Source organism: Gilliamella sp. B2923 (assembly GCF_026536565.1).
Lineage (GTDB): Bacteria > Pseudomonadota > Gammaproteobacteria > Enterobacterales > Orbaceae > Gilliamella.
In genome coordinates, this window is the sequence record NZ_JAFNNZ010000013.1 from 16,828 (window position 1) to 40,825 (window position 23,998).

The 23,998-nt window shown below is 40.2% G+C and carries 23 protein-coding genes and 1 riboswitch; of the genes, 9 read left to right on the forward strand and 14 right to left on the reverse strand.

The window, feature by feature from the left end:
* From J3U42_RS11040 to J3U42_RS11055, 4 genes are all read right to left on the reverse strand, one after another.
* Nucleotides 1–849, reverse strand: coding sequence for an SDR family NAD(P)-dependent oxidoreductase (locus J3U42_RS11040; protein ID WP_267329173.1), 849 nt, complete (start codon nucleotides 847–849; stop codon nucleotides 1–3).
* Between the two features lie 177 nt (nucleotides 850–1,026).
* Nucleotides 1,027–1,791 (reverse strand): type I 3-dehydroquinate dehydratase, encoded by a 765-nt coding sequence (aroD, locus tag J3U42_RS11045; RefSeq protein WP_267336473.1) that lies wholly within the window; start codon nucleotides 1,789–1,791, stop codon nucleotides 1,027–1,029.
* A gap of 177 nt (nucleotides 1,792–1,968) precedes the next feature.
* On the reverse strand, nucleotides 1,969–2,841 hold the full coding sequence (locus J3U42_RS11050; protein WP_267336474.1) for a shikimate dehydrogenase: 873 nt from the start codon (nucleotides 2,839–2,841) through the stop codon (nucleotides 1,969–1,971).
* 47 nt (nucleotides 2,842–2,888) lie between these two features.
* A complete protein-coding gene (locus J3U42_RS11055) occupies nucleotides 2,889–3,710 on the reverse strand; it encodes a sugar phosphate isomerase/epimerase family protein (RefSeq protein WP_220218279.1) in 822 nt (273 codons plus the stop codon).
* 421 nt (nucleotides 3,711–4,131) lie between these two features.
* Here J3U42_RS11055 and J3U42_RS11060 point away from each other — a divergent pair, with 421 nt between their 5' ends.
* Together J3U42_RS11060 and rsmB are read left to right on the forward strand one after the other, a co-directional pair.
* Nucleotides 4,132–5,475, forward strand: a complete 1,344-nt coding sequence (locus J3U42_RS11060) for a Na+/H+ antiporter family protein (RefSeq protein WP_220218278.1) — start codon at nucleotides 4,132–4,134, stop codon at nucleotides 5,473–5,475.
* Between the two features lie 30 nt (nucleotides 5,476–5,505).
* Entirely contained in the window at nucleotides 5,506–6,798 is a 1,293-nt protein-coding gene (gene rsmB / locus J3U42_RS11065; RefSeq protein WP_267336475.1) for a 16S rRNA (cytosine(967)-C(5))-methyltransferase RsmB, read from the forward strand.
* 53 nt (nucleotides 6,799–6,851) lie between these two features.
* Here the strand turns inward: rsmB and J3U42_RS11070 are convergent, their stop codons facing one another.
* Nucleotides 6,852–7,394: an NAD(P)H-dependent oxidoreductase gene (locus tag J3U42_RS11070; protein WP_267329170.1), complete on the reverse strand. Its 543-nt coding sequence runs from the start codon at nucleotides 7,392–7,394 to the stop codon at nucleotides 6,852–6,854.
* Nucleotides 7,395–7,499: 105 nt separating this feature from the next.
* Here J3U42_RS11070 and J3U42_RS11075 point away from each other — a divergent pair, with 105 nt between their 5' ends.
* The 3 genes from J3U42_RS11075 to radA all read left to right on the forward strand — a co-directional run bounded on the left by J3U42_RS11075 (nucleotide 7,500) and on the right by radA (nucleotide 10,407).
* Entirely contained in the window at nucleotides 7,500–7,841 is a 342-nt protein-coding gene (locus J3U42_RS11075; RefSeq protein WP_267336476.1) for a winged helix-turn-helix transcriptional regulator, read from the forward strand.
* A 199-nt stretch (nucleotides 7,842–8,040) separates the two neighbouring features.
* The gene (gene serB / locus J3U42_RS11080; RefSeq protein ID WP_220218275.1) at nucleotides 8,041–9,015 is read left to right on the forward strand and encodes a phosphoserine phosphatase; all 975 of its coding nucleotides are present in this window, start codon (nucleotides 8,041–8,043) and stop codon (nucleotides 9,013–9,015) included.
* A gap of 9 nt (nucleotides 9,016–9,024) precedes the next feature.
* Nucleotides 9,025–10,407, forward strand: coding sequence for a DNA repair protein RadA (gene radA / locus J3U42_RS11085; RefSeq protein ID WP_220218274.1), 1,383 nt, complete (start codon nucleotides 9,025–9,027; stop codon nucleotides 10,405–10,407).
* Nucleotides 10,408–10,486: 79 nt separating this feature from the next.
* Here radA and ppnN read toward each other — a convergent pair whose 3' ends face one another.
* Entirely contained in the window at nucleotides 10,487–11,863 is a 1,377-nt protein-coding gene (gene ppnN, locus J3U42_RS11090) for a nucleotide 5'-monophosphate nucleosidase PpnN (protein ID WP_220218273.1), read from the reverse strand.
* A gap of 224 nt (nucleotides 11,864–12,087) precedes the next feature.
* On the opposite strand from ppnN, the gene J3U42_RS11095 reads away from it, so the two are divergent.
* The 3 genes from J3U42_RS11095 to moaA all read left to right on the forward strand — a co-directional run bounded on the left by J3U42_RS11095 (nucleotide 12,088) and on the right by moaA (nucleotide 14,993).
* Entirely contained in the window at nucleotides 12,088–12,831 is a 744-nt protein-coding gene (locus tag J3U42_RS11095; RefSeq protein WP_267329168.1) for a hypothetical protein, read from the forward strand.
* A gap of 32 nt (nucleotides 12,832–12,863) precedes the next feature.
* The gene (locus tag J3U42_RS11100) at nucleotides 12,864–13,868 is read left to right on the forward strand and encodes a hypothetical protein (protein WP_267336477.1); all 1,005 of its coding nucleotides are present in this window, start codon (nucleotides 12,864–12,866) and stop codon (nucleotides 13,866–13,868) included.
* A gap of 32 nt (nucleotides 13,869–13,900) precedes the next feature.
* Nucleotides 13,901–14,026, forward strand: a riboswitch (molybdenum cofactor riboswitch).
* Nucleotides 14,019–14,993 (forward strand): GTP 3',8-cyclase MoaA, encoded by a 975-nt coding sequence (gene moaA / locus J3U42_RS11105; RefSeq protein WP_220218270.1) that lies wholly within the window; start codon nucleotides 14,019–14,021, stop codon nucleotides 14,991–14,993. It overlaps the preceding riboswitch by 8 nt.
* On the opposite strand, the gene gluQRS is transcribed toward moaA, so the two are convergent.
* From gluQRS to folK, 3 genes are all read right to left on the reverse strand, one after another.
* Nucleotides 14,973–15,869 (reverse strand): tRNA glutamyl-Q(34) synthetase GluQRS, encoded by an 897-nt coding sequence (gene gluQRS / locus J3U42_RS11110; RefSeq protein WP_267336478.1) that lies wholly within the window; start codon nucleotides 15,867–15,869, stop codon nucleotides 14,973–14,975. The genes moaA and gluQRS overlap by 21 nt on opposite strands.
* Nucleotides 15,870–15,907: 38 nt before the next feature.
* Nucleotides 15,908–16,363 carry an RNA polymerase-binding protein DksA gene (gene dksA / locus J3U42_RS11115; protein ID WP_220218268.1) on the reverse strand — a complete coding sequence of 152 codons (456 nt, stop codon included), beginning with the start codon at nucleotides 16,361–16,363 and terminating at the stop codon, nucleotides 15,908–15,910.
* Between the two features lie 135 nt (nucleotides 16,364–16,498).
* The gene (gene folK, locus J3U42_RS11120) at nucleotides 16,499–16,984 is read right to left on the reverse strand and encodes a 2-amino-4-hydroxy-6-hydroxymethyldihydropteridine diphosphokinase (RefSeq protein WP_267329163.1); all 486 of its coding nucleotides are present in this window, start codon (nucleotides 16,982–16,984) and stop codon (nucleotides 16,499–16,501) included.
* Between the two features lie 172 nt (nucleotides 16,985–17,156).
* Here folK and J3U42_RS11125 point away from each other — a divergent pair, with 172 nt between their 5' ends.
* The gene (locus J3U42_RS11125) at nucleotides 17,157–18,509 is read left to right on the forward strand and encodes an MmgE/PrpD family protein (protein WP_267336479.1); all 1,353 of its coding nucleotides are present in this window, start codon (nucleotides 17,157–17,159) and stop codon (nucleotides 18,507–18,509) included.
* 55 nt (nucleotides 18,510–18,564) lie between these two features.
* Here J3U42_RS11125 and J3U42_RS11130 read toward each other — a convergent pair whose 3' ends face one another.
* Genes J3U42_RS11130 through purB form a run of 5 tightly spaced genes read right to left on the reverse strand, consistent with a single transcriptional unit; the run spans nucleotide 18,565 to nucleotide 22,662 of the window.
* Nucleotides 18,565–19,317: an amino acid ABC transporter ATP-binding protein gene (locus tag J3U42_RS11130; protein WP_220218265.1), complete on the reverse strand. Its 753-nt coding sequence runs from the start codon at nucleotides 19,315–19,317 to the stop codon at nucleotides 18,565–18,567.
* Nucleotides 19,318–19,329: 12 nt separating this feature from the next.
* Nucleotides 19,330–20,001 (reverse strand): amino acid ABC transporter permease, encoded by a 672-nt coding sequence (locus J3U42_RS11135; protein ID WP_267336480.1) that lies wholly within the window; start codon nucleotides 19,999–20,001, stop codon nucleotides 19,330–19,332.
* Complete coding sequence (locus J3U42_RS11140) at nucleotides 19,998–20,783, reverse strand: amino acid ABC transporter substrate-binding protein (RefSeq protein WP_220218263.1); 786 nt, start codon at nucleotides 20,781–20,783, stop codon at nucleotides 19,998–20,000. The genes J3U42_RS11135 and J3U42_RS11140 overlap by 4 nt, the downstream gene beginning before the upstream one ends.
* Nucleotides 20,771–21,304: a GNAT family N-acetyltransferase gene (locus J3U42_RS11145; RefSeq protein WP_267329159.1), complete on the reverse strand. Its 534-nt coding sequence runs from the start codon at nucleotides 21,302–21,304 to the stop codon at nucleotides 20,771–20,773. Before J3U42_RS11145 ends, J3U42_RS11140 begins: the two co-directional genes overlap by 13 nt.
* Entirely contained in the window at nucleotides 21,301–22,662 is a 1,362-nt protein-coding gene (purB, locus tag J3U42_RS11150) for an adenylosuccinate lyase (RefSeq protein WP_267336481.1), read from the reverse strand. The genes J3U42_RS11145 and purB overlap by 4 nt, the downstream gene beginning before the upstream one ends.
* Nucleotides 22,663–23,998: the final 1,336 nt, after the last annotated feature.

The following is a 23,998-nucleotide window of genomic DNA, read 5'->3' on the forward strand; positions in this document are numbered from 1 at the left end:
CTATTTTTTATTCGCATTAAGTGCTGCATGCTGTTCAATGGCAAATTGACGACGCCCACCCGGACGAGGCACTAAATCGCCTAACATCACTTCATACCCACCGTCGACAACCAGCTCAGTTCCGTTAGAGTAATCCGAACGTTTACTGGCTAAATATAAAACGGCGTTGGCAATATCAATGGTTTCACCAATACGTCGGCTGGCTATCATACGTGTTCGCCCTTGTTCAACTTCTTTATCTTCATAGAATTTTCTTGATAACGGCGTTTTGACAAAGCACGGGCATACTGCATTACTGCGAATACCAAATTGCCCCCATTCTGCAGCAAACTGTTTAGATAGCATTGATACCCCGGCTTTAGTTGGACTATAAGCGCCACTGTATGTTTCGGGTGTATGAGAAGCAACGGTTGAGATATGCACCATACGCCCCGATTTTTGCTCAATCATCAAGCGCCCAAAGCGTTGTGACATTAAAAAATAACCGGTTAAATTAATATTGACTGTCGTTTTCCATTCATCAAGTGGCAAATCCTCAATGGGACAAAAACGCAAAATAGCCGCGGTGTTAACCAGCACATCACAGCGACCGAATACTTGTTTTACTTTGGCAACAGCGGCATCAACCTGTTCTTCAATTGTGGTGTTACACGCAATACCGATCGCTTGTATTCCATACTGCTTTGTGAGCTCTTTGGCAAATTGTTGGCATTTGGCTTCATCTAAATCAATCAATACCAAATTTGCTTTTTGTTTAGCAAATTCACGGCAAATTTCTAACCCCATACCGCCCATAGCGCCAGTGACGACACAGACATCATTTTCTAACCCTAACCAACTTTGGCTCATAAAAAACTCCTATTTCGTAAACTTGTTAACGACCGCTAAGTAAACGGTTTTAGCTTGTTATTTATTGCTTATTATTGTTTAAGCAGTGTTGCGATAATAATTTAGCTAAATATTTAATTATTTATTGCGCGATTAATTTAACTATCTATTTAGCTATCTATTTAACGACCTATTTATTTAACTGTGACTTCGATACAACACATCTAAAATATAACGTAACTCTTTGACATCAAGTTGCCCGGGGGCCGAAGCATTTTTTGCCGCACCAAATGTCATTGCTGAACCAAATGTTGTGCCAGCTATACGGCTAACTGCGCCTAGCCCCGCCATTGACATGGTGATAATTGGCTGGGTTGCGTACTTTTCGTTCATTTCAGTGGTGGCGGCAAGTAGCGTTAACACATCATCTGTCGATTTTGGCATCACTGCAATTTTCGGAATATCTGCCCCTAAGTCCTGCATTTTTCGTAATCGAGCGACAATATCGCTTTGTGCCGGGGTTTTTTCAAAGTCGTGATTAGAGCTGACCACAAAGACATGATGTTGGTGTGCAACGTCAATAATCTCTTTGACATACTCATCACCAATAAACACTTCAACATCGATCAGATCGACAAGTCCACTGCTGGCCATTTCTTTGTTTAACCGGATATAATCGCTAAGTGGCCATGGTTTTACCCCGCCTTCGTTTGCTGTTCGGAAGGTAAAGAGTATCGGCTTATTGGGGAGTAATTGTCCGATTTGTTTAGCCACTGCTTTTACTGCATCAATATCATCGACTTGGCTGAAGTGATCCACACGCCACTCAAGGACATCAAAATCAATAGATTGTAAAAATTTAATTTCATCGAGTAGTTCTGCTTCGGTTTTACCCACTACAGGTACGATAATTTTCGGTGCGCCGGTACCGATTTCAAGCTGTTTAATAGTAACTGTTTTCATTTTCAATCCTGTTTGCCAAAAGTTAGGTTAATAATCAATAATGCCACATAGCTTATTTCAAATAAGACAATAGCATAGATTAATCTGATAACTTACCTTTAATTATCTGCTTAATCTAAAAGCCGGTTAAAGCGTATGATAAATCAGTTAAAAGTAAGTTATTAGCCTGCGTAATTATTAATCATTAAATCCCATTTTTTCTTTTACATAGTCGATTGGCGCATCTTCACCCGTCCAAATTTTAATTTGCGCAGCGCCTTGCCATAGCATCATACCAATACCATTTAAGGTTTTGCAGCCTTGCTTTTCGGCGATTTCAAGTAATTTGGTTTTTCGGGGACTATAAATACAGTCAGTCACCACCAGATCCGGTCTTAACATGGTTGGATCGGTAATTAAACTTTGACCTTCTAATGGTTTCATACCGACACCGGTTGCGTTACAAAGCACTTGACTTGTGGCGATCGCCTGGCGAAGTTGCTCCGTATCGGCAAGGTCGGTGACAGATACTTTACATTGCGTATTTTCATTTAATTTTTTAGCAACCGCTTCGATTTTGGCGTAGCACTCATCTTTCTGATTAAAGATTGCAATCTCTTTCACACCGTCAAGTGCTGCTTGTACCACAATCGCCGTTGCCGCACCACCGGCACCTAAAATGGTCATTTTTTTGCCTATCACATCAACACTGGCTTCTTTAAGCATGCGCATATACCCAATGCCGTCGGTGTTGTAACCGGTAAGTACGCCGTTATCATTTGAGATCGTATTGCAAGCGCCACTCATTTCAACTGCCGGGGTTAATTTATCAAGATATTGGCAGACCAATTGTTTATTTGGCATCGATACTGCACTACCACGTAGCCCTAAAGCACGAAGCCCTTTTATTGCATCGGGTAACTTTTCTTGATCAACTTCGAAGGCTAAATAGACATAAGGGATATCAAGCTTAGCATAGAGGGTATTTTGCATTTGTGGCGATAAGCTATGACGAATTGGGTAGGCCATTAAACCAATCAATAAAAAATGACCGTCGATATTATTTCTCATTAAAAATTCTCCACTACTGACTTTGCTTTTTAGCAAAGGGTACACATTTACGATTGTTCTGCTACACGTTTTAATAATGCACGTGCATCTTCAATATACATTTTAGCGCGTTCAATCGGTGATTTGGATAACGCTAACTCATCGTTACAGCACTCAATTGAAATTGGCATTTCCGGTAACGCTTTTAACAGTGACACAAGGTCAATACCACCTCGACCCGGTGACAGGCGATAGTTACGAGCTTGATAGAGTAATCCTTCTATATCTTTTGGTTTCTCTTTGGTGCCGTCACACAGTTGCATATAGCGCCAACAATCTTTAGGTACTTTTTTCAAATCATCCAAAGTATTTGCCCCACGATCAAAGTGTAGTGGATCGATAATCATTCCTTGATTGTTTTGATTGGCTGTTTTGAGTAATTCAATCCCGGCATTTACTGTTGGAATATCAGTCCATGGCATCGGCTCAATATTTATTGCAATGCCAAGTGGTGCGGCAATTTCACACAGCTGGGCAAAATTATCGGCCAGGCGATTTTGATCCGGATCGTTGCCCGCCAGCAGTACCTGACTAGCGCCCAATCGGGCACCTGTTTCAAGTACCGGTAAAAAGTTGATTACACGGGTATCGGGTTTTAAGCGAAAAATCTCAATATCTAAGACTTTAATGCCGGTCTCTTTTAACCGACGTTCAATTTCGCGCACCATTGGCGTGTCACCAACAGTTGCATAAACGGGTTCGGTTGGGGTAGCGGGAATAAGCCGTAAACCAACATGAGTATAACCGGCTTCGGCAGCAACCAAAACTTGATTGGCTGGTGAAACATCTAAGACAGTTAACGCTGCCAATCCTATTGGACGGTTAGACATATCTTTCTCCTTAAACAAAAATCAATTCATCAAAACATAAATTGTGTAAATTTTTAGATCAGCCATATTGGTATTTATTATTATATTTCTATAAATAAGTTGATTTCTATTAAAAATTTCTATTGTTTAAAATATCGATTAATTGGGCGATTAGCAAGGTAAAAAAAAGATTTTTTGGCAAAATGCGATCTACATCAACAAATGAATAATCAAATAATTAAATCTAAATTGCGAAAAATTCAATCAACATATTGATTTTATTTTTTTATTTATTTTTTTGGCGGGTTGTTTTTTATTTAAACGCAAAGCGATGATTTTTTAAATAGGCAAGGGCTGGCGGTTAAGTCGGCATGATCAATTGCACTTTGGTTGGCTATCGCCTAGAATAACTTATTTTACTGAGCTACGAAGAATCCATCTTATGCATACCATTCTTGAATTTTTATCTTCAATCAATGCTGTCGTCGTTGCTGTTATTTTAATGTTAGTGCTGTCACTATGCCGTGTGCATGTGGTAATTAGTTTAATTATCGGCGCATTTGCCGGCGGCCTGTTTAGTCACTTAACTTTAAAAGAAACAATCGATGCTTTTAATACCGGCATCAGTAATGGTGCCAACATTGCACTTTCTTATGCCATGTTAGGTGCATTTGCTGTTGCGATATCCAAATCAGGGTTACCCGAATTATTAGCAGACAAAGCGATAAAACAGCTAACATCGAGCAGTGCAAAAACCCGAATTAAATGGACATTAATTGTCATTATTGGATTAGTGAGTATTTCCTCGCAAAATATTATTCCGATCCATATCGCCTTTATCCCGCTGTTAATTCCGCCACTGTTATATGTCATGTCGAGACTACAATTAGACCGACGTATGATTGCCTGTATCATGACATTCGGTCTGATTACACCTTATATGTTTTTACCGGTCGGGTTTGGTAATATCTTTTTAAATCAAATATTGTTAAAAAATATTATCTCATCAGGTATGGATGTGAGCCATGTCAATGTTATGCATGCAATGGCAATTCCGGCTTTAGGTATGTTTTGTGGTTTATTATGGGCAATTTTTGTCAGTTACCGTAAACCACGTGAATATAAAATTATTCGTGAAGAGACAAACCTTGATGCGCTTAACAACGTGAATAAACGTTCAGTTATCGTCTCTTTATTGGCTATTGTACTCTCTTTTACCGTGCAACTTTATACCGGCTCAATGATTTTAGGTGCTCTGATTGGTTTTATCTGCTTTATTGTCTCTGGCACCATAAAATGGGGTGAAGCTGACGGCGTATTTACTGACGGTATAAAAATGATGGCGATGATTGGTTTTGTTATGATTTCAGCACAAGGCTTTGCTGAAGTGTTAAAACAGACCCATGAAATTGAGCCACTGGTTATCAATAGCGCAGCGTTATTTGCCGGTAATAAAGTGGTTGCCTCATTTATGATGATGTTAGTGGGATTAGTGATAACACTGGGGATTGGTTCATCATTCTCAACCGTGCCGATTATTGCAGCCATTTATGTACCGCTTTGTGTGCAATTAGGTTTTTCACCGATTGCAACGGTCTGTTTAATTGGTGCATCGGGCGCAATTGGAGATGCTGGCTCACCGCCGTCAGATACCATTTTAGCTACATCGGCCGGGCTGAACAGTGACGGGCAACATGACCATATACGTGATAGTGTGATCCCAACATTTACCCATTTTAATATTCCGTTATTTATTGCCGGTTGGGTTGGGTCATTAATACTGTAATTTATCAATGCGTTAAGGTTATTATTATTTATGAATAAAAAGTTACAACAAAATATTCGAGCGATTTGCGCACAGGCTATTTATAACGTGCTTGAAGACGGGCAGTCGCTAAGTAATGCCTTAACGGTTTTGCAGCCTAAAATAGCCGACAAAGATCGTGCTTTAGTTCAAGAGATCTGTTTTGGCGTGATGCGCGTGTTGCCGGAGCTTAACTTTTACATTCATCGTTTGATGAAAAAAGTCATGACCGGTAAAAATAGGGTTTTGCACTATTTATTACTTGTTGGAGTTTATCAAATTCTCTATACCCGAATCCCTGAACATGCTGCTGTTGGCGAGACAGTTAATGCGGTCAACGATCTCAAAAAATCGGCATTAAAAGGTTTGGTTAATGGGGTATTGCGTGAGTTTTTGCGCCAGCAAACAACATTAACCCAGCAATTGAGTAAAGAGAGCCAACAACAAGCCAGCCGAACATGGCATCCGACATGGCTATTAAATCGCCTTAAACAAGCTTATCCCGATGATTGGCAAGCCATTGTTGAAGCCAATAATCAAAAGCCACCCATGTGGCTACGGGTGAATTTGAATCACTATACTGCAACTGAGTATCAACAATTACTGGCTGATGCACAAATTCAATCCGCCGTTTTTGCCGATATACCTTCTGCTATTCGCTTATTATCACCGGTAAATGTCACTAAGTTACCGGGTTTTGCTCAAGGTGCGGTAACGGTGCAAGACTTATCAGCGCAATATGCCGCTTACCTATTGGCACCACAAAATGACGAACAGATTTTAGATATGTGCGCCGCGCCGGGCGGTAAAACCACCCATATTTTAGAAGTGGCGCCAAAAGCTCACGTGCTAGCGGTTGACGTGGATGCCAGCCGAGCAAAACGCATTGATGAAAACTTAGCTCGCTTAAAACAACATGCCGAAGTGAAAGTTGGCGACGGTTTAACACCGGAAACATGGTGTAAAGGGCGACTTTTTGATCGTATCTTGCTTGATGCACCTTGCTCCGCTACCGGCGTAATTCGTCGTCATCCCGATATCAAATGGTTACGGCGAGATAGCGATATAGCGCAATTGACTGAACTGCAACATGCGATCTTAACCAATATTTGGCCTTATTTAAAAACAGGTGGCACTTTAGTCTATGCTACCTGCTCAATCCTCCCTGACGAGAATAGATTGCAGATTGAGCGTTTTTTACAAGAAAATAGTGATGCGAAATTGCAAGGCGAGGTTAAACAGTTTTTACCCACCGACAACGGCGGCGATGGGTTTTTCTACGCTATTTTAAGAAAAAGTAATTAGTGCATTTAAAAAAACATGCACTATTAAAAAATGAATAAAGCATTAACGTTGCGCTACTGACTGTAATTTTCAATCAATTGAGCTAATTGCTGGCTATGTTGTAATGCTTTTGCTTTTATTGTCGTTTTTTCTCCTTCTATTACAGGTGACACGCCATATAAAATGGCAGGGGAAAGGTATTTCATTTGGGTGTAGAGTGCTGAAATTTTAACGGATTGAAGTAAATGATTCATTAATTCAGGGGGATATTTTTGAAAATTTTGCTCTGTTTGTCCTACAGTTAAACTTTGCAATAACTTTTTATCTTTTAATTTATCTCCTTTTGAACCATAAGCAAATTGGTAGGTTAATACCTCATCAAACCATATTTTAAGTATCGCTGGCATGTTGAACCAATACATAGGGTATTGTAGAACGATAAGATCATGTCTAAGTAAAGCAGCTTGTTCTTCTTGTACATTGATTTTGTAATCTGGGTAAAGTTGGTGAATATTACGAATTTCAATATCCTTAACTTTATCTTGTAATGTTTCAACAATCGTTTTATTGGCAATTGATTGTTCAATATTGGGATGACCTAAAATAATTAATGGCATAATTGTTCCTTTGTTTTTATACTATAAAAAATTTAGTTACTCTATTTAGTTTATTGACTAATATTTTTTCAGCAATATCTATCAAATTTGATAGTAGGAATGTGTATGCAAAGTCGTGAACATCGATCATCAATACGATATAAGAATAAAATTTATTATTGCCCAATAAGTTTAGCTATGGATTTAATCGGTGGAAAATGGAAAGGTGTTATCCTTTATTATTTGCTTTCTGGTGAAAAACGATTTAGTGAGTTAAAAATGGTGATCCCAGAAATCACTGATATGACGCTAAGCATCCAGCTTAAAAAGTTGGAAGAAGATGAACTTATTACTCGCCGTGTATATGGTGAAAAACCACCACTTAAAGTGTTATATAAATTAACCCCTTTGGGTGAAAAAATTGGTCCGGCACTTGAACAGCTTTGTTTGTGGGGATTAGCCGTTTAGAATTCTTTCATCATATCTAAACCAAACTAAAGGCAACGAATAATGATTAACAATGACCCCATTTTTTTGCAAAAAAAGTTGATGAGCGGGGTTTTTTAGTCCGAAATTTCAATTAATAACATCTTATAATCCTTACTTGGACAATTTTTGATAGATATGATAAATTCCAAATCTGTTTTGCGTTATTAAGATTTTTGTTATGGCTTACACATTAACCTATAATGATCTCCCCGAAAATATTCAATACTGGCAAGGTTTACCTTTATCTTTAAATGGCTGTGAAGTGGTACCGCTTGACTATAATGCCGGTAAAACAGGTTGGATTATTTATGGTAAAAAATTAAATAAAACGATTTTATCGAACTTCCAAAGACAATTGGCAATGCCAATGGTGATAGTGTCATCTTGGAAAGTGAAATCTTATCAAATTGTCCGTATTGCCGGTATGATCCCCAAAAAAGCGAAATCAATTTCGCTGGCATTAGGTATTGACGTTTCACCTATCGATAATTTGCCAACTTTAAACTCACCGGGCTTATTGGTTATGGATATGGATTCAACGGCAATTACCATTGAATGCATTGATGAACTGGCAAAACTGCATGGCGTTGGCGAGCAAGTTGCAGCCGTTACCGAACAAGCCATGCGAGGTGAGCTTGATTTTGCAACCAGTCTACGTAAACGAGTCGCAACCTTAAAAGGGGCACATCAAGATATCTTACAGCAAGTTAAACAGTCACTACCAATGACATCGGGATTAACCTATTTGGTTAAAGAGTTACATAAAAAAGGTTGGCATGTTGCCATTGCCTCTGGCGGTTTTACCTATTTTGCAGATCACCTAAAGCAGAAATTAAAGTTAGTTGATGCGTATGCCAATGAGTTAGAGATTAAAAACAATCGCTTAACCGGTAAAGTCATCGGTCAAATTGTCGATGCTAAATATAAGGCTCGCACTTTACAACAATTAGCCGCCTCATTAAATATTCCTATTGAACAAACCGTGGCAATTGGCGATGGTGCCAACGATTTAATGATGATTCGTATTGCTGGTCTTGGGGTTGCTTATCATGGCAAACCAAAAGTGGTAGAAAAGGCGAGAATTAGCATTAATTATGCAGATTTAACTGGATTATGGTGTATCTTATCGACAAGTTTATTAAGTGAAGGTTAGGAGAATAATTTGGCAAAAAGTGTTAAACGTGCGTATGTTTGTAATGATTGCGGGGCTGATTATCCACGTTGGCAAGGGCAATGTAGTGCTTGTCATGCTTGGAACACCATAACCGAAGTTAGGCTTGCAAGCTCATCATCACGTAATGAACGATTAACAGGCTATGCCGGCAGTGTCGCTGGGCAAGCAAAAATCCAAAAATTATCTGAAATTAGTTTAGAAGCGCTACCGAGATTCTCAACTGGATTTTCTGAATTCGATCGGGTGCTCGGTGGCGGCGTAGTGCCGGGGAGTGCGATATTGATCGGTGGTAATCCCGGCGCCGGTAAAAGTACCTTACTATTGCAAACGATGAGTAAACTCTCAGCGCACATGAACACCCTTTATGTGACCGGGGAAGAGTCTTTACAACAAGTCGCAATGCGCGCCCACCGATTAGGTTTACCGACCGATAATATCAACATGCTGTCTGAAACCAGTATCGAGCAGATCTGTTTACTGGCCGATCAATCTCAACCAAAACTTATGGTGATTGATTCGATACAAGTGATGCATCTGTCTGATATTCAATCCTCGCCCGGTAGTGTTGCGCAAGTGCGGGAAACCGCCGCTTATTTAACTCGCTTTGCCAAAACCAAAGGTATTGCCATTATTATGGTCGGTCATGTGACTAAAGACGGTTCGCTTGCGGGGCCTAAAGTGCTGGAACACTGCATTGACTGCTCAATATTATTAGACGGTGATGCCGATTCAAGGTTTAGAACGCTGCGCAGCCATAAAAACCGTTTTGGTGCAGTGAATGAACTTGGCGTTTTTGCCATGACTGAACAAGGTTTGAAAGAGGTAAGTAACCCGTCAGCAATATTTTTAAGTCGGGGTGATGAAATGCTACCCGGTAGCTCCGTTATGGTGTTATGGGAAGGTACCCGTCCATTGCTGGTAGAGATTCAAGCGCTGGTTGATCACTCCATGTATGGCAACCCAAGGCGAGTGACCGTGGGCTTAGATCAAAATCGCTTAGCGCTGTTGTTGGCGGTATTGCATCGACATGGTGGATTACAAATGGCCGATCAAGATATTTTTGTCAATGTGGTCGGTGGCGTAAAAGTGACAGAAACCAGCGCCGATTTAGCTTTAATCGCGGCCTTAGTTTCAAGTTTTCGCAATCGCCCGTTACCGCAAGATGTGGTCATTTTTGGCGAAATTGGTTTAGGTGGTGAAATCAGACCGGTTCCTAGTGGGCAAGAGAGAATTGCCGAAGCAGCTAAGCATGGCTTTAAAAAGGCGATCGTACCTATAGCCAATATGCCCAAAAAGAGACCAGAAAATATGCAAGTTTTTGGTGTGAAAAAAGTTTCTGAAGCGTTAGATATCTTAAATGATTTGTCATGATTTTAGCTACTTGCTAACTACTCTGCCGACATCTTTGCTGGCAGAGTAGTGATATCATTAAAGGTTATAATTAACAGGACTAATAACAGATCTCATAACATGGCTGGTAAGCACTTCCGCCCGGTAATTTCATCCGATCTTGTTTAACAAAACTGCGTAACAGATTATCCAACTGTTTCATCAGCTCACGATCTCCTTGCAACTTGTATGGACCATGTTCAGCAATTTGCTTCATGCCAAACTCTTTGACATTGCCGGCAACAATACCGGAAAAAGCACGGCGTAAATCGGCGGCTAATAGCTCAACCGGTTGATCTTTATGTAAATTCAGCGCAGCCATATTTTCATGAATTGGCGTAAACGGATGCTGGAGTGACTCATCGATTTTCAGTAGCCAGTTAAATCCATAAGCGTCGCCGGTTTTTAAGCGGGAAGATTTAACCTGTTTGACCCCTTCTTTCATAATCCGAGCGACCTTTTCCGGTGAATCAATCACAATTTGATAAAGTTGAGTCGCTTGTTCACCAAGGGTATTACGAATAAAGTCATCAATTGCCGTAAAATAATCTTCACACTCTTTTGGACCGGTTAAAATAAGCGGTAAGGTTTGATTTTTATTGGCCGGATTTAACAAAATACCCAAAATATAAAGCAGCTCTTCAGCGGTGCCCGGACCGCCTGGAAAAATAACAATACCGTGCGCGATACGGACAAACGCTTCAAGCCGTTTTTCAATATCGGGCATAATAATAAGTTCATTTACCAGTGCATTAGGTGGCTCAGCGGCAATGATTGAAGGCTCTGTCATACCAATAAATCGGCTTTCTTTATAACGTTGCTGAGCATGACCAACAGCGGCGCCTTTCATTGGGGCTTCCATAATGCCGGGTCCACAGCCAGTGCAGATATTAAGCTCACGTAACCCTAACTGCATGCCGACTTGACGGGCATAATAGTATTCGTTTTCATTAATCGAATGCCCACCCCAACAAACAATAAGGTTAGGCTCTTCGCCAACATGTAGCGCATTGGCGTTACGCAAAATCGAAAACACAAGGTTGGTGATGTAATAGGAGAGATCTTTTTCAAGTTTCACATTGGAAACTAACTGTTTTACCGCACTAATTTGGCTGTTTAAGAAAAGAATATCACGCAACACCGCAAAAAGATTTGCCTGTATTGAGCGAATAATTTTCTTATCGACAAAAGCGCTTTCCGGGGCATCAATAAGCTCTAATTTGACCCCACGCTCTTTACTAATAACATTGACTTCAAACGATTTAAATCTATCTAAAAGTTCTTTAGTACTATCGGTTTTACTGCCAGCATTAAGTGTCGCTAACGCACAATTTCTAAATAGCTGATAGAGTTCACTATTGGCTGATTTTTTTAAAATATCAACCTCAGCTTGTGCCAGCAAATCCATTGATCCAAAAGGGCTTACTTGGGTGATCATCACAACCTCCATTTGACGGTTTTATCGACAAGGGAATCATTATATACCGAAATAGAATGAATACTAAGCAAAGCTGCAAATAACCTAAAAATATAGGCTAATAGGGTGAATGAAAAAAATTTTCTAGTTATGAAATAAATAAACCCCCTATAATAAACAAAAAACGTAAAAAATTGTCATATTATTCAAACTACAAGGTATTAATCAAAGTTAGCGAGTTATCAATGAAAAAAGATTTTTATTTACTTAAAGGGACTGTCAGTAAGTTGAAGAAAGGAGAAAAGGACGATCAAACTCTGCTATTAATCTCATCGATTCTGGCTTTTTTTAGTTATTTATTCAAATCTCGCCCGTTGTTAAAGGGAAAATACTTCACCTGTTATGTGGGTAATCATGCGGTCGAAGGGCGAGTTAGCCGCATTGCTTTTGAAGAGGGTGACTATGTTGAAATGCTGGTCAAACCGCCACAAGACTACGATACTTATCAATGCTATGCCATTCGAATTCCAGCGCAACACATGTTGATTTTTCCCCGTTATATTGGCATGTCAACATGTGAATTTTTGAAAATAAACTTTATTTTAACTACCATTATGGTTGTGATTTGTTGTCTTGTATTTTTAATTATAAGCCTTTGCAATGATGCGTCATTGAGTTACCTGCTTAATGTAATTAAATATAGTTTTTGGGGGTGGATATTTAGCATTATTTTCATCTTCTTTGCGGCAGGTGGCGGGTACTCGTTTTTTGGTAATCAAGTTTTAGCTTCTTGGGGTTATCCAAAACCTTGGCGACATAGCGTTGCTGGCGAAACCATACGATTTAAAAAATTATATCGTGCAGGTGCCAGTGACATATTTAATGATCCGCAGACACCCGAATTTAAACCGTTAGCGCAATTTAAAGGCGAATGTGATTATTATTGTAAAACGCCAACATTACCTAACTGGCTACCAATTATTGACTAGATAGCATCAACGAATAACAAAGAAGGAACTTTATGAAATCTTGCACCACAACCTCGATTGCACATTATCAAATTATCACTGGTTATATCACGGATTTAGCTGTCTATTCATCACGAGAGACTTTTATTCAAGCCCGCCAATTAGCTGGGTGTGCGGATATTAATTTAAACTCAATCGGTTATCTCGCTGTGGTGTATAAAATCAATCAAATGATTGCTGCACAGGATTCAGCCGGCAAGGGCGATACGCCAAATATTGAACAATATTACCGATTTAAATTAGGTGATAAGCTAATTGAAGGGGTTTGTAGTCGTGTTGCTTTTGCTGACGGTGATTATGTTGAGGTAGTGGTTGACCCAATTGACGGTGGTAGCTATTTTGCCTATGCGCTACGTCGACCTGCTGATCATATAATATGGATGCATCCTTATGTTATAGAGGGTACAGAAGCGAGCGTTGAAAATCCTAAAACTCGCACATCACTGATTGTAAAGGTCTTGGAGCTGATCGGCATTTCAAGTTGTATTTGGGGCTTGATACAGCTCTATTTGCAAATCTCATTGGTACCGACATCGTATCTCTTTATTTTGGGGGTAATATTGTTGCTCCCTTTAAATATATTTTGTGGCAAAAAAAAACAAGTCAACACAGGTTCACCGATCGCAGACAGGATTTATACCACTTTAGGCTATCATAATCCTAAGCAGTTTAATATTGAAAAAGAGCAAGCCTTATTCTTAAAGAAATTAGAGCAGTTAAGTGCAGATTATATAGCAAATTATCAAGGCCCATTAACCGAGGGTGAGGAAATAATAAAAGAATTTCTTGATCAATATAAAGACCAACAATCGCCTAATGATACTGAAACTGACAAATTAGTTAAGCAATATCTAAAAACTGAGCTAAATGGTATGCAGTGGGTCTACCTTTATCGCTGTACGCCGACTATCCCCAATTACATCACCGTTATTCATACTGAAAGTAATAATGATGAAATTGAATCCTCTAATCAATCATCGAATAGTGATAACAATTAATTGTCCGTAGTCAATAAATAGTGTCTATGCTAGACTTAAACAAACTCTGAAGCTTTTTCACCTAAGTGAGTTTGGATTTCATATGGTGGACTAGCCGCGGTATAGCGCAGAAATGGCTATGCTTCCCGATTTGGATAAGGTGTTTGTGATATGCAATTAATGGATAATTTTCAGCGTCGATTTCAATATCTACGCTTGTCGATTACCGAGCAGTGTAATTTTCAGTGTCAATACTGTTTGCCTGACGGTTATCGCCCCAACAAAGAACATCAGTTTTTATCGCTTAATGAGATCGGTAATGTTGTCTCAACATTTACCGAACTTGGCGTGCATAAAATTCGCTTAACCGGTGGTGAGCCGACCTTACGTCGTGATTTTATTGATATTCTATCGCTGATAGCCACTTATCCGAGTGTGACTGAACTGGCAATAACCACCAATGGATCACGTTTATTAAAAAATATTGCGCATTGGCAGCAAGCTGGTCTGAACGCTATTAACCTGAGTATTGATAGTTTTTCGCCACACGTGTTTAAGCTCATCACCGGGCAAGATAAATTAACTTCATTAATTTTAGGTGTTGAAAAAGCGTTAGAAGTCGGCATTAAAAAAGTTAAAATCAATACTGTATTGATGAAAAATCTTAACGATAACCTGTCTGATTACCTGATTTGGCTTAAAGATAGACCGGTTGAATTACGCTTTATTGAACTAATGGAAACTGCTGAAAGTCAGCCTTTTTTTCAACGTTATCACTTTTCCGGTCAAATGATTGAGCGGCAATTAATTGAGCAAGGTTGGCAGTTACAGCCCAAAGCGCCGTTATCCGGCCCGGCTAAGGTTTATGCGCATAGCGACTATCAAGGCAAGATCGGGCTGATTATGCCGTATTCAAAAGATTTTTGTAAAAGTTGTAACCGTTTGCGAGTCTCATCATTGGGTCAGTTGCATTACTGCCTATTTGGGCAAGCGGCGGTTGATTTGCGTGACTTATTGGTTAGTCCAGCGCAAAAAGCCCAACTTAAAGCTCGAATCCTCGCTTCATTAATGATAAAACCGGAAAAACATTTACTGCAAGAGCATCAGATCGGTATGTTACCAAATCTATCCTATATTGGCGGGTGATAGGCGATTTTGTTGTGGCACATCGGTTAACTGCCAGTGTTCAATCGCCCATTGCAGCAGTTCGGTTTGGCTGGCATCTCGCCAATCCGGCAAGATAGGTTGCCCTAAAAATTGTAGAGCTTGAACGGTTAACGCTGTTAAATTGTTTAAATCAATCGGTTTAGCGTGATTTTGCTTGGAAAGTTTATTTCCGTGATTATCCAACACGAGCGGTAAATGGCAGTAAGTTGGCACCGAATAGCCAAACAACTGATAAAGCGAAATTTGTTGAGCGGTAACCGGCAATAGATCCGCACCTCGCACAATTTCGCTAATGCCTTGATAATGATCATCTAACACGACAACCAAATTATAGGCAAATAGCCCGTCTTTTCGATGAATAATAAAATCTTCCTTTGCCTTAGCTGGCTCAACTGTTTGTAAAACTTGAATTTTATCTTCAAACTGAAAAATCGGATGATGTTGTGCTAAGCGAATCGCTAAAGGTTGCCCCTGACCAATGGTTAAATATCGCTGGCGACAATAATTATCATAAATACCATTTTCAAGTTGGTGAATGCGCGCACGGGTGCAGTTGCAATAATAAGCTTGCTGCTTAGCTAATAGTGAATGCAGTATATCTAAATAGCGCTCGCTACAAGCTGATTGATACAATACATTGTCATCCCAATGTAAGCCAACGGCTTCAAGTGTTTTTAATATAAGGGATGATGCACCTTTCGCCTCACGGGGCGGGTCGATATCTTCAATCCGAACTAACCATTTACCTTGGCAAGATTTGGCTTGAAGATAGCTACCCAGAGCCGTCACCAATGAACCAAAATGAAGTGGCCCTGAAGGCGACGGGGCAAAACGACCAATATAGCGTTTAGGCATATCGGATTAATGAAGATAATTTATTGATTAAATGGGAATTATATACCCATTTGTTTTTCGCGGAGTTCTGCAAGCGTTTTACAGTCGATACATAAATCCGCTGTTGGTCTTGCCTCTAAACGACGAATACCGATTTCAATACCACAAGAGTCACAATAACCAAAATCATCGGATTCGATTTTCTTTAATGTTTTTTCAATCTTTTTGATAAGTTTTCGTTCTCTATCACGAGCACGTAATTCTAAACTGAACTCTTCTTCTTGTGTTGCCCGGTCAGCTGGATCTGGAAAATTAGCAGCCTCATCTTGCATGTGAGACACAGTTTTCCCCATTTCACCTTGAAGTTGTGAAAGCCATGCTTCTAAGATAAGTTTGAAATGTTTCAATTGCTTAGGATTCATATACTCCTCATCTTTTGCCTCTTTATAAGGCTCTAGCCCAGCAATTGAAAGTAGGCTAAGAGAAGATGTATTTAATTTTTGTTCCTTTTTCACAGCAATCCCCTTAAGTACAGATTATTTGCAAGCGCTAAACTATAGCAATAAATTAGCCTTTGGCAAATTTTTTTTAATATTTTTTTGCTGAAAAATAAATCAAAAACGACAACTATCTGTTATTAATAAAGATAATTACTTATTCCACTTTTTTATTCCATTTTCACAACATTTGGAAACTAAATCAGACAAGTTATCGTTATCAGGTAGAATAAGATCGGGTGCGATATCAAACAGCGGGTAAAGCACAAATTCTCGGTTTTTCATATGATAATGTGGGATAGTTAATCTTTCACTGTCGATGATTAAATCATCATAAAGTAAAATATCGAGATCTAACGTTCTTGCACCCCAACGGTTATCTTTACGAACACGCCCTTGCGATTTTTCAATCGCTTGCAGTTGATCGAGTAATTCAATGGGTGATAGCGTGGTGGTCAGTTTGATAACTGCATTAAGATAATCATTTTGATCTTGCGGCCCTAAAGGTTTACTGCGATAAAAAGGCGACACCGCAGACACGCTGGAATTAGGTAACTGTTTTAACGCCGCAATAGCACGATTAGCTTGAGCAAAAGGATCATCAAGGTTGCTACCTAAAGCAATATAACAAATTGACATAATAACCGGTGACTTTATCAGATTATGATTAACGAAGGTCGAGCATTTTAACATAGAAAATAGTGATCAAACATATTTATCTAAACCGATTAAGTGATATGATTCATTAAACCTAGCCAAATAGCGTTTATTAAAAATATAAGCAGCCATTAACCCATGACGAGAACAGTCCATGAATTTAGCTCAACAATTAGCGCAGATTATCGAACAGACACCAGTAATCAGTGATCGCATGGTTATCCGTCGAGCCATTGCCGGAGTTACTGACTATTTTGCCAGTAGCTTACAAGCGCATAATGATGCAGATGCGCAAAAATTGCTGGCGTGGTTAACCGATGAAGGCGGGCATCAACGAGCATGGCTGGTTGGTCGCAAGCAGTTAGCGACTGCTCGTCAAGCGGCGCTGTTTAATGGTTTTCAAGCGCACTGTCTGGATTATGATGATGTCCATGCCGATGTACGAGGTCACCCTTCAGCCGTCATTTTATCTGCACTATTTGCCAGTGTACGGTTAGATAAACCACCAACAAATATTGACGGCCGGCGCTTTTTAACCGCCTATGTGATCGGGATTGAAGTTATGGCATTGTTGGGAAAAAGTGTCAATCCCTACCATTACGAAAAAGGTTGGCATGCGACGGCCACTTTAGGCGGCATTGCCGCAACAGTCGCCATTTGCTACTTATATCAAGAACCTTTTTTAACCGAAGCTTTTGCTTTAGCGGCGACTCAAGCCGCCGGCATGCGCCTGTTAATGGGGACACCGATTAAGTTTTTACATGCCGGGCTAGCCGCTCAACAAGCATTGCAAACCGTTGAATGGTTAAGAGCGGGTTTGACTGCCGATCAAAATTTTTTAGATGAAAACCTCGGTTTTTTAGCTATTTATGGGCAGAATAATGAGCAATTGACCTTACAACAATGGGCAAAACCGTGGAAAATCGTTGAGCCCGGGCTATGGTTTAAAACCTACTCTTATTGTTCAGCGGCTGCTTACATTGCCGATGCTGGGCAATTACTTTATCAGCAGCAACAATTTAAGCCGGATAACATTGCCAACATTACCCTCTGTTTTGCGCCTCCGAAAAGCGATGCGGCGTTAATTTACCAATCCCCGACAACCGGTGAGCAGGGGCGGTTTTCCGCAGAATATATTTTAGCCTTGACGATACTGGGTTATCCACTTGATTTTGAACGTTTTTCCCCTGAGCCGATTGCTGACAATATTGTGTCGTTAATGCAAAAAATGCAACGCCATTATCAAACGGCCAATACCTGTCATAAGTCCTCAAATCGCTATGTGGTTGTTGAAATCGAATTTTTGTGCGGTAATAAGCTTTCACAGCGGATTGATTTTCCTAAAGGATCACCACAAAATCCTTATACCAATGAGCAGATGCGCTTAAAACTACTGCAAGCAGTCGGGGATGAGCAAAAAACCGATAATTTATTGGCCGATATTGAACAACTGGCAAACGGGTTAAGTTTAGATCAATTTTTACAGCGCCATTGGTTGACGCTGTAATCAAGCTCGGTTTTTACCTCAGTTGGCGGTTAATTAACTGCGGTTAAACAGTTAACTAAATTTGAAAATCGATATCATCCGTTAATTGCCGTAAAAAGCGTTGGGTTAAGGCATTTTGGGGATTGTCGATAATTGATTTTGCTAAGCCTTCCTCAACAATAATGCCGTTAGCCATAAAGATAATCCGATCGGCTACATATTTAGCAAACTCCATTTCGTGCGTCACAATAATCATTGTGATATTTTCTTTAGCAAGTTGCAGCATCACTTGTAACACCTCGTGCACCCGCTCCGGATCGAGTGCGGAGGTTGGCTCATCAAATAACAACACTTTCGGTCTGACTGCCAGCGCTCTGGCGATAGCAATGCGTTGTTGTTGCCCGCCGGATAACGTGATCGGATATTGATTGGCATAATCAACCATGCCCACCCTTTCAAGTAACCACAGTCCTCGTTGCAACGCCTGTTTCTTATCCATTTTTTGGCCAACAATTAACGGATAAGTAATGTTTTCTAACGCCGTTTTATTTTTGAACAAGTTATAGTGTTGAAACACCATTGCCGACTGTTTACGCAATTCGGTCTCTTGCCTGTGATTATAGTGCTGACAATCAAGCGTCACCTCGCCAATTTGGATAATGCCGCTGTCGGGTTTTTCTAATAAATTTAAGCAACGCAATAAGGTGGATTTTCCCGAACCTGACGGACCAATAATTGCCACCACTTCACCTTGTTTTACATTTAGGTTAATTTCTTTTAATACTGGATTATTGGCAAACCTTTTTGATAGCTCTGATACCTTAATCATAATCCGCCTCCTTTAACGATGATATGGCTTAGTCAGTTTTCGTTCTAACTGCTTTTGTAGCCACGAATAAGCGACTACAGTAAGCCAATAGACAATACCCACCGCTAAATAGGTTTCAAAATAGAGAAAAGAGTTGGCCGTTAACATCTTCCCTGCGGCAAGTAACTCTTGCACACCGACAAAAAAAGCTACTGATGAATCTTTAAGTAACGAGATAAACATATTACCGGTATTGGGCAGGGCGTTAACCATTGCTTGTGGCAATATTATGCCTCGATAAACTTGAAAGATAGTTAAACCTGATGTCAACCCCGCCTCTTTCTGACCGATATCGACCGATGCCAAACCCGCCCGAAAGATTTCGGCTAAATAGGCTGAATATTTTAGGCTAAAGCAGATAATGGCCGCCGTGGTTGCACCCATTTGCTTTAATACCGGAAAGATTTGCGGTAATCCGTAATAGATAATAAACAGTAACACGACCGACGGTATACCACGAAATAGCGAAATAAACAGCGAAAAAATCGCATCAACAATTATTATCTTGTTATTACGCAACAGGGCGATAGCCAATCCTAAAACAATGGCAAATGATATTGAGACTATCGCAATAAAAAGCGTGACCGGCAAATACGGTAATATCTGTCCAAACACGCCAAAAAAATAGTCTATATTAAAATTCATGAGGTAATATCTTCGCCAAAATATTTAATCGATAGATTTTTCAAGGTGCCATTAGCACGTAACTTTTCTAAAGCTTGATTAAATTTTTCACGCAGTGCCTGACCTTTCTCATCTTTACTAAATGGGAACGCCACTTGTTCGATAGTGATTGGATCACCGACTAATTTAAACGGTAAATTTTTGCGTTTGATTTCGGCCAGTAAAATCGGTTTAGAATTCACATAACCGTCAACACGCTGATATTCCGTATCATACATCGCTCCGTCCCTTGTTTCGTAAGTTTTAATGGTGATCTCATTATTCGGGAAGGCTTTTTTCAGATTGTTAATGTGATTTGACCCTAAAACGCCGGCAATAGTTTTGCCGTTAAAGTCGGGCAGAGTGTTAATGGTTTGATTATCTTTATGTGTCACAATTTGGCTACCATAAAAGCTGTAAGCATTGGAAAAATCATACTTAGCTTGACGGGCTGGCGTAATGGCAACGGCATTGGCAATGGTATCTAATCGCCCCGAATCAAACTGCCCCATTAAGCCACCAAATTCAGCAATCACCCATTCAACTTGATAGCCTAACTCGTTGGCAATGGCTTGTGTTACTTCCACATCAAAACCGACTAATTTATCATCCTGCTTATAACCATTAGGATAACTTTGACCGGTTGAACCGACTTTAATAACGGTCTTTTCGGGGGCTTGAGTTTTCGATTGGTTATCGCATGCCGTTAATAAGGTTAAGCTAGCGATTAACGCTGCTGAACATAGGGTTTTTATGGTTTGCATACTTTGGTACTCCTGTTTTGCCATTCGCTGTAGCTTTGATGATTAAATATTTTTTCAAAATAGATAGTGGTGTGATCAGCGGTTAAATCGGCTTGACCAATTTCATGGTAGCCTTTTTTAATATAAATCTGTGCTAACCATGGGTGATTTGCTGCTGTGCCGAGGGTGACGGCGGGTAACTTTAGCTGGTTAATTAAAATCTGCTTTTCAACAAATTCCCATAACGCATTGCCAAAACCTTGTCCTTTATAGTGCTGACAGGTTGCAAACCAACCTAAATGCGGTAACCCATAAGGCCCGGGATTATTGCCCCACGGAAAACGGATGCTTAACGTTGAAACTAATTGCCCCTGTTTTTCATAAACATAAACAGCATTTGAATCAATATGCCGGGCGATTTGTTCTGGCGTGACCGTTGCGGCAGCGAAATGGATCCCTAATTGCGTGGTAGCTTGATAGGCATCATGTAACAGCCGTTGATAAGCAGGAATATCGGCGTGGGTGATCAGGCGAACGCTCATGCTAATACTCCACTTTGCTCAGCATAATCGATAACCTGATCGACTTTTTCCGGTGCCAAACCAAGATAGTTAATTGGGTCGAGCCAACTATCAAGTTCGGCTTCGCTAAATTCTTGATTTAAATTTGGATCGGCCAGCAACACGGTTTTAAACGTTTGGTTTTGCTCAAACGCTCGCATCGCACATTGATAAACCAAATGATGTGCAGTCTGCTTGCCTAGCCGTTTACCTATTTCAAACATCACTTTTTCTGACAGCAGTAAGCCATTTTGTAGAGATAAATTGGCTAACATACGATCGGCATTGACTTTCAAACCTTTAAGCACCGCTAACGCTGTTTGTAATTGTGCTGAAATGTAGAGGTTAATTTCTGGCAGGGCGATCCACTCCGCTCGCCAGCTCATGGCGTCACGTTCATGTTCAACTTTCATCGATTCATGGATTAATGCCACACTTTTTAATAAAGGCGCAGTTAAACTGGCAAGGCCTTCTAAAGCTGCGGGATTGCGTTTATGGGGCATAGTGGTTGAACCGATTTTACCGTCAGAAAACGGCTCTTCCACTTCATTAATTTCAGTGCGCATTAAGTTATAAAACTCATTGCCAATTTTGCCTAAACTGCCGCTGATAAGTGCAATGACTGAGGCATATTCGGAAAAGCGATCACGTGCTGCTTGCCAGCCAATATTAGGGGTATTAAGTCCTAGTCGAGATAAAGCACGTTCTTCAACTTGCGATCCCAGTTTACCGATTGAGGCATAAGTACAAATTGCACCACTGATATTCCCCACCAGCACCCGTTGTTTGATTTCGTTTAACCGCTGTAAATGACGGACAAACTCATCAAGCCAGACTGCCAGCTTAAAACCAAAGGTCGTCGGTAACGCTTGCATACCATGGGTGCGCCCAACCATTGGTAAATATTGATACTGTTTGGCTAAACGTTTCAACTCAAGAGCGACCAGCTTGGTATCACGTTCAATAATGGAAAAAGATTGTTTTAACTGCAACACCGTTGCGGTATCGACAATATCTTGAGTGGTTGCACCATAATGGATAAACTGACCGGCTTGACCAACTTGCTGTTGAAGGGCGTTAATGGTAGACATTAACGAGTGCTTAGCTTTAGCCGCTTGTTCGGCAATTTCTTCAAGGGATAATTGAGCGGCATTGGCTTTACTCACAATGGTTTTTGCTGCATCAGCAGGAATAACACCTAATTCACCTTCCGCTTGTGCTAACGCAACTTCCACCTCAACTTGCTTTTCTAAGCGATTTTGTTCCGACCAAACCGCTCGCATTTCACTGGTGCCAAAGTTATTACCTAAAACTAAAAAATCTAAAATATGTGAAGCCACCCAACAATCCTCAATAATTCTTGTTATCCTTTTGCACAATTATTAATAATTATCGAGGTATCGTCTAATAACCAGTTTGCCTATGGATATAACTAAATGGAATATTCTAAACATTAACGAAGGGATCTGTTTAAAAAGCCAACTAATCCCTGGCGGAAAGCTTAAAAAAGTTAGTGTCTGTCAAAAAGTTTCAGAAAACATAGGTGTTTAAGCAAAAAACACAAATCACTGACAAGAACTTTCAGAAAACATACACGTTTAAGTATAAAAACAAAATTTTAAGATATTGTTTAAAATATCCAAATTCCCATACCATTACTTTCCACAAAAACAAACAAGTGCACCAGACCGCACCTTCACAAAGCGCCGACAACTGAGCGAGGTTAGCACGCCAAACAGGGATGTTTGGCGAGGCGCTGCTTTGTCCGGAACAAATCAGCGCCGGTGCGTTAAGACCGAACGAAGGCGGAGGACAGTCGAAGACCGCTTTGGGTGGTGCTGCGAGGGGGTATAGGGGGATTTCGCAAAAAATCCCCCTATTCGGACGCAGACACCAAAATGAAAATATCGACAGATTAACAGCGTCCGAAACCTGCGGACTAAAAACCCGCAATTTTTAAAGAAATAAAAACCTTGTCAAGAAGTTTCAGAAAATATAGGTGTTTAAGCAAAAAAACAAATTACTGACAAGAACTTTCAGAAAACATATACGTTTAAGTATAAAAACAAAAGTTTTAGATATTTCCAAAATATCCCAAAACCCATACCGTTACCTTTCCCAAAAGCAAACAAGTGCACCAGATCGCACCTTCACAAAGCGCCGACAACTGAGAGAGGTTAGCACGCCAAACACGGATGTTTGGCGAGGCGCTGCTTTGTCCGGAACAAATCAGCGCCGGTGCGTTAAGACCGAACGAAGGCGGAGGGCAGTCGAAGACCGCTTTGGGCGGTGCTGCGAGGGGGTATAGGGGGATTTCGCAAAAAATCTCCCTATTCGGACGCAGACACCAAAATGAAAATATCGACAGATTAACAGCGTCCGAAACCTGCGGACTAAAAACCCGCAATTTTTAAAGAAATAAAAACCTTGTCAAAAAGTTTCAGAAAATATAGATGTTTAAGCAAAAAAAACACAAACCGCCGACAAGAACTTTCAGAAAACATATACGTTTAAGTATAAAAACAAAATTTTAAGATTTTGTTTAAAATATCCAAATTCCCATACCGTTACCTTTCCCAAAATCCAAAACCTGCACCAGATTGCACCTTCACAAAGCGCCGACAACTGAGAGAGGTTAGCACGCCAAACAGGGATGTTTGGCGAGGCGCTGCTTTG

Bases quoted from the DNA above. Each gene is read 5' to 3' on its own strand.
- J3U42_RS11040 (WP_267329173.1), bottom strand. From the start codon at position 849: ATGAGCCAAAGTTGGTTAGGGTTAGAAAATGATGTCTGTGTCGTCACT.
- aroD (WP_267336473.1), bottom strand. From the start codon at position 1,791: ATGAAAACAGTTACTATTAAACAGCTTGAAATCGGTACCGGCGCACCG.
- J3U42_RS11050 (WP_267336474.1), bottom strand. From the start codon at position 2,841: ATGAGAAATAATATCGACGGTCATTTTTTATTGATTGGTTTAATGGCC.
- J3U42_RS11055 (WP_220218279.1), bottom strand. From the start codon at position 3,710: ATGTCTAACCGTCCAATAGGATTGGCAGCGTTAACTGTCTTAGATGTT.
- J3U42_RS11060 (WP_220218278.1), top strand. From the start codon at position 4,132: ATGCATACCATTCTTGAATTTTTATCTTCAATCAATGCTGTCGTCGTT.
- rsmB (WP_267336475.1), top strand. From the start codon at position 5,506: ATGAATAAAAAGTTACAACAAAATATTCGAGCGATTTGCGCACAGGCT.
- J3U42_RS11070 (WP_267329170.1), bottom strand. From the start codon at position 7,394: ATGCCATTAATTATTTTAGGTCATCCCAATATTGAACAATCAATTGCC.
- J3U42_RS11075 (WP_267336476.1), top strand. From the start codon at position 7,500: ATGCAAAGTCGTGAACATCGATCATCAATACGATATAAGAATAAAATT.
- serB (WP_220218275.1), top strand. From the start codon at position 8,041: ATGGCTTACACATTAACCTATAATGATCTCCCCGAAAATATTCAATAC.
- ppnN (WP_220218273.1), bottom strand. From the start codon at position 11,863: ATGATCACCCAAGTAAGCCCTTTTGGATCAATGGATTTGCTGGCACAA.
- J3U42_RS11095 (WP_267329168.1), top strand. From the start codon at position 12,088: ATGAAAAAAGATTTTTATTTACTTAAAGGGACTGTCAGTAAGTTGAAG.
- J3U42_RS11100 (WP_267336477.1), top strand. From the start codon at position 12,864: ATGAAATCTTGCACCACAACCTCGATTGCACATTATCAAATTATCACT.
- moaA (WP_220218270.1), top strand. From the start codon at position 14,019: ATGCAATTAATGGATAATTTTCAGCGTCGATTTCAATATCTACGCTTG.
- gluQRS (WP_267336478.1), bottom strand. From the start codon at position 15,869: ATGCCTAAACGCTATATTGGTCGTTTTGCCCCGTCGCCTTCAGGGCCA.
- folK (WP_267329163.1), bottom strand. From the start codon at position 16,984: ATGTCAATTTGTTATATTGCTTTAGGTAGCAACCTTGATGATCCTTTT.
- J3U42_RS11125 (WP_267336479.1), top strand. From the start codon at position 17,157: ATGAATTTAGCTCAACAATTAGCGCAGATTATCGAACAGACACCAGTA.
- J3U42_RS11130 (WP_220218265.1), bottom strand. From the start codon at position 19,317: ATGATTAAGGTATCAGAGCTATCAAAAAGGTTTGCCAATAATCCAGTA.
- J3U42_RS11135 (WP_267336480.1), bottom strand. From the start codon at position 20,001: ATGAATTTTAATATAGACTATTTTTTTGGCGTGTTTGGACAGATATTA.
- J3U42_RS11140 (WP_220218263.1), bottom strand. From the start codon at position 20,783: ATGCAAACCATAAAAACCCTATGTTCAGCAGCGTTAATCGCTAGCTTA.
- J3U42_RS11145 (WP_267329159.1), bottom strand. From the start codon at position 21,304: ATGAGCGTTCGCCTGATCACCCACGCCGATATTCCTGCTTATCAACGG.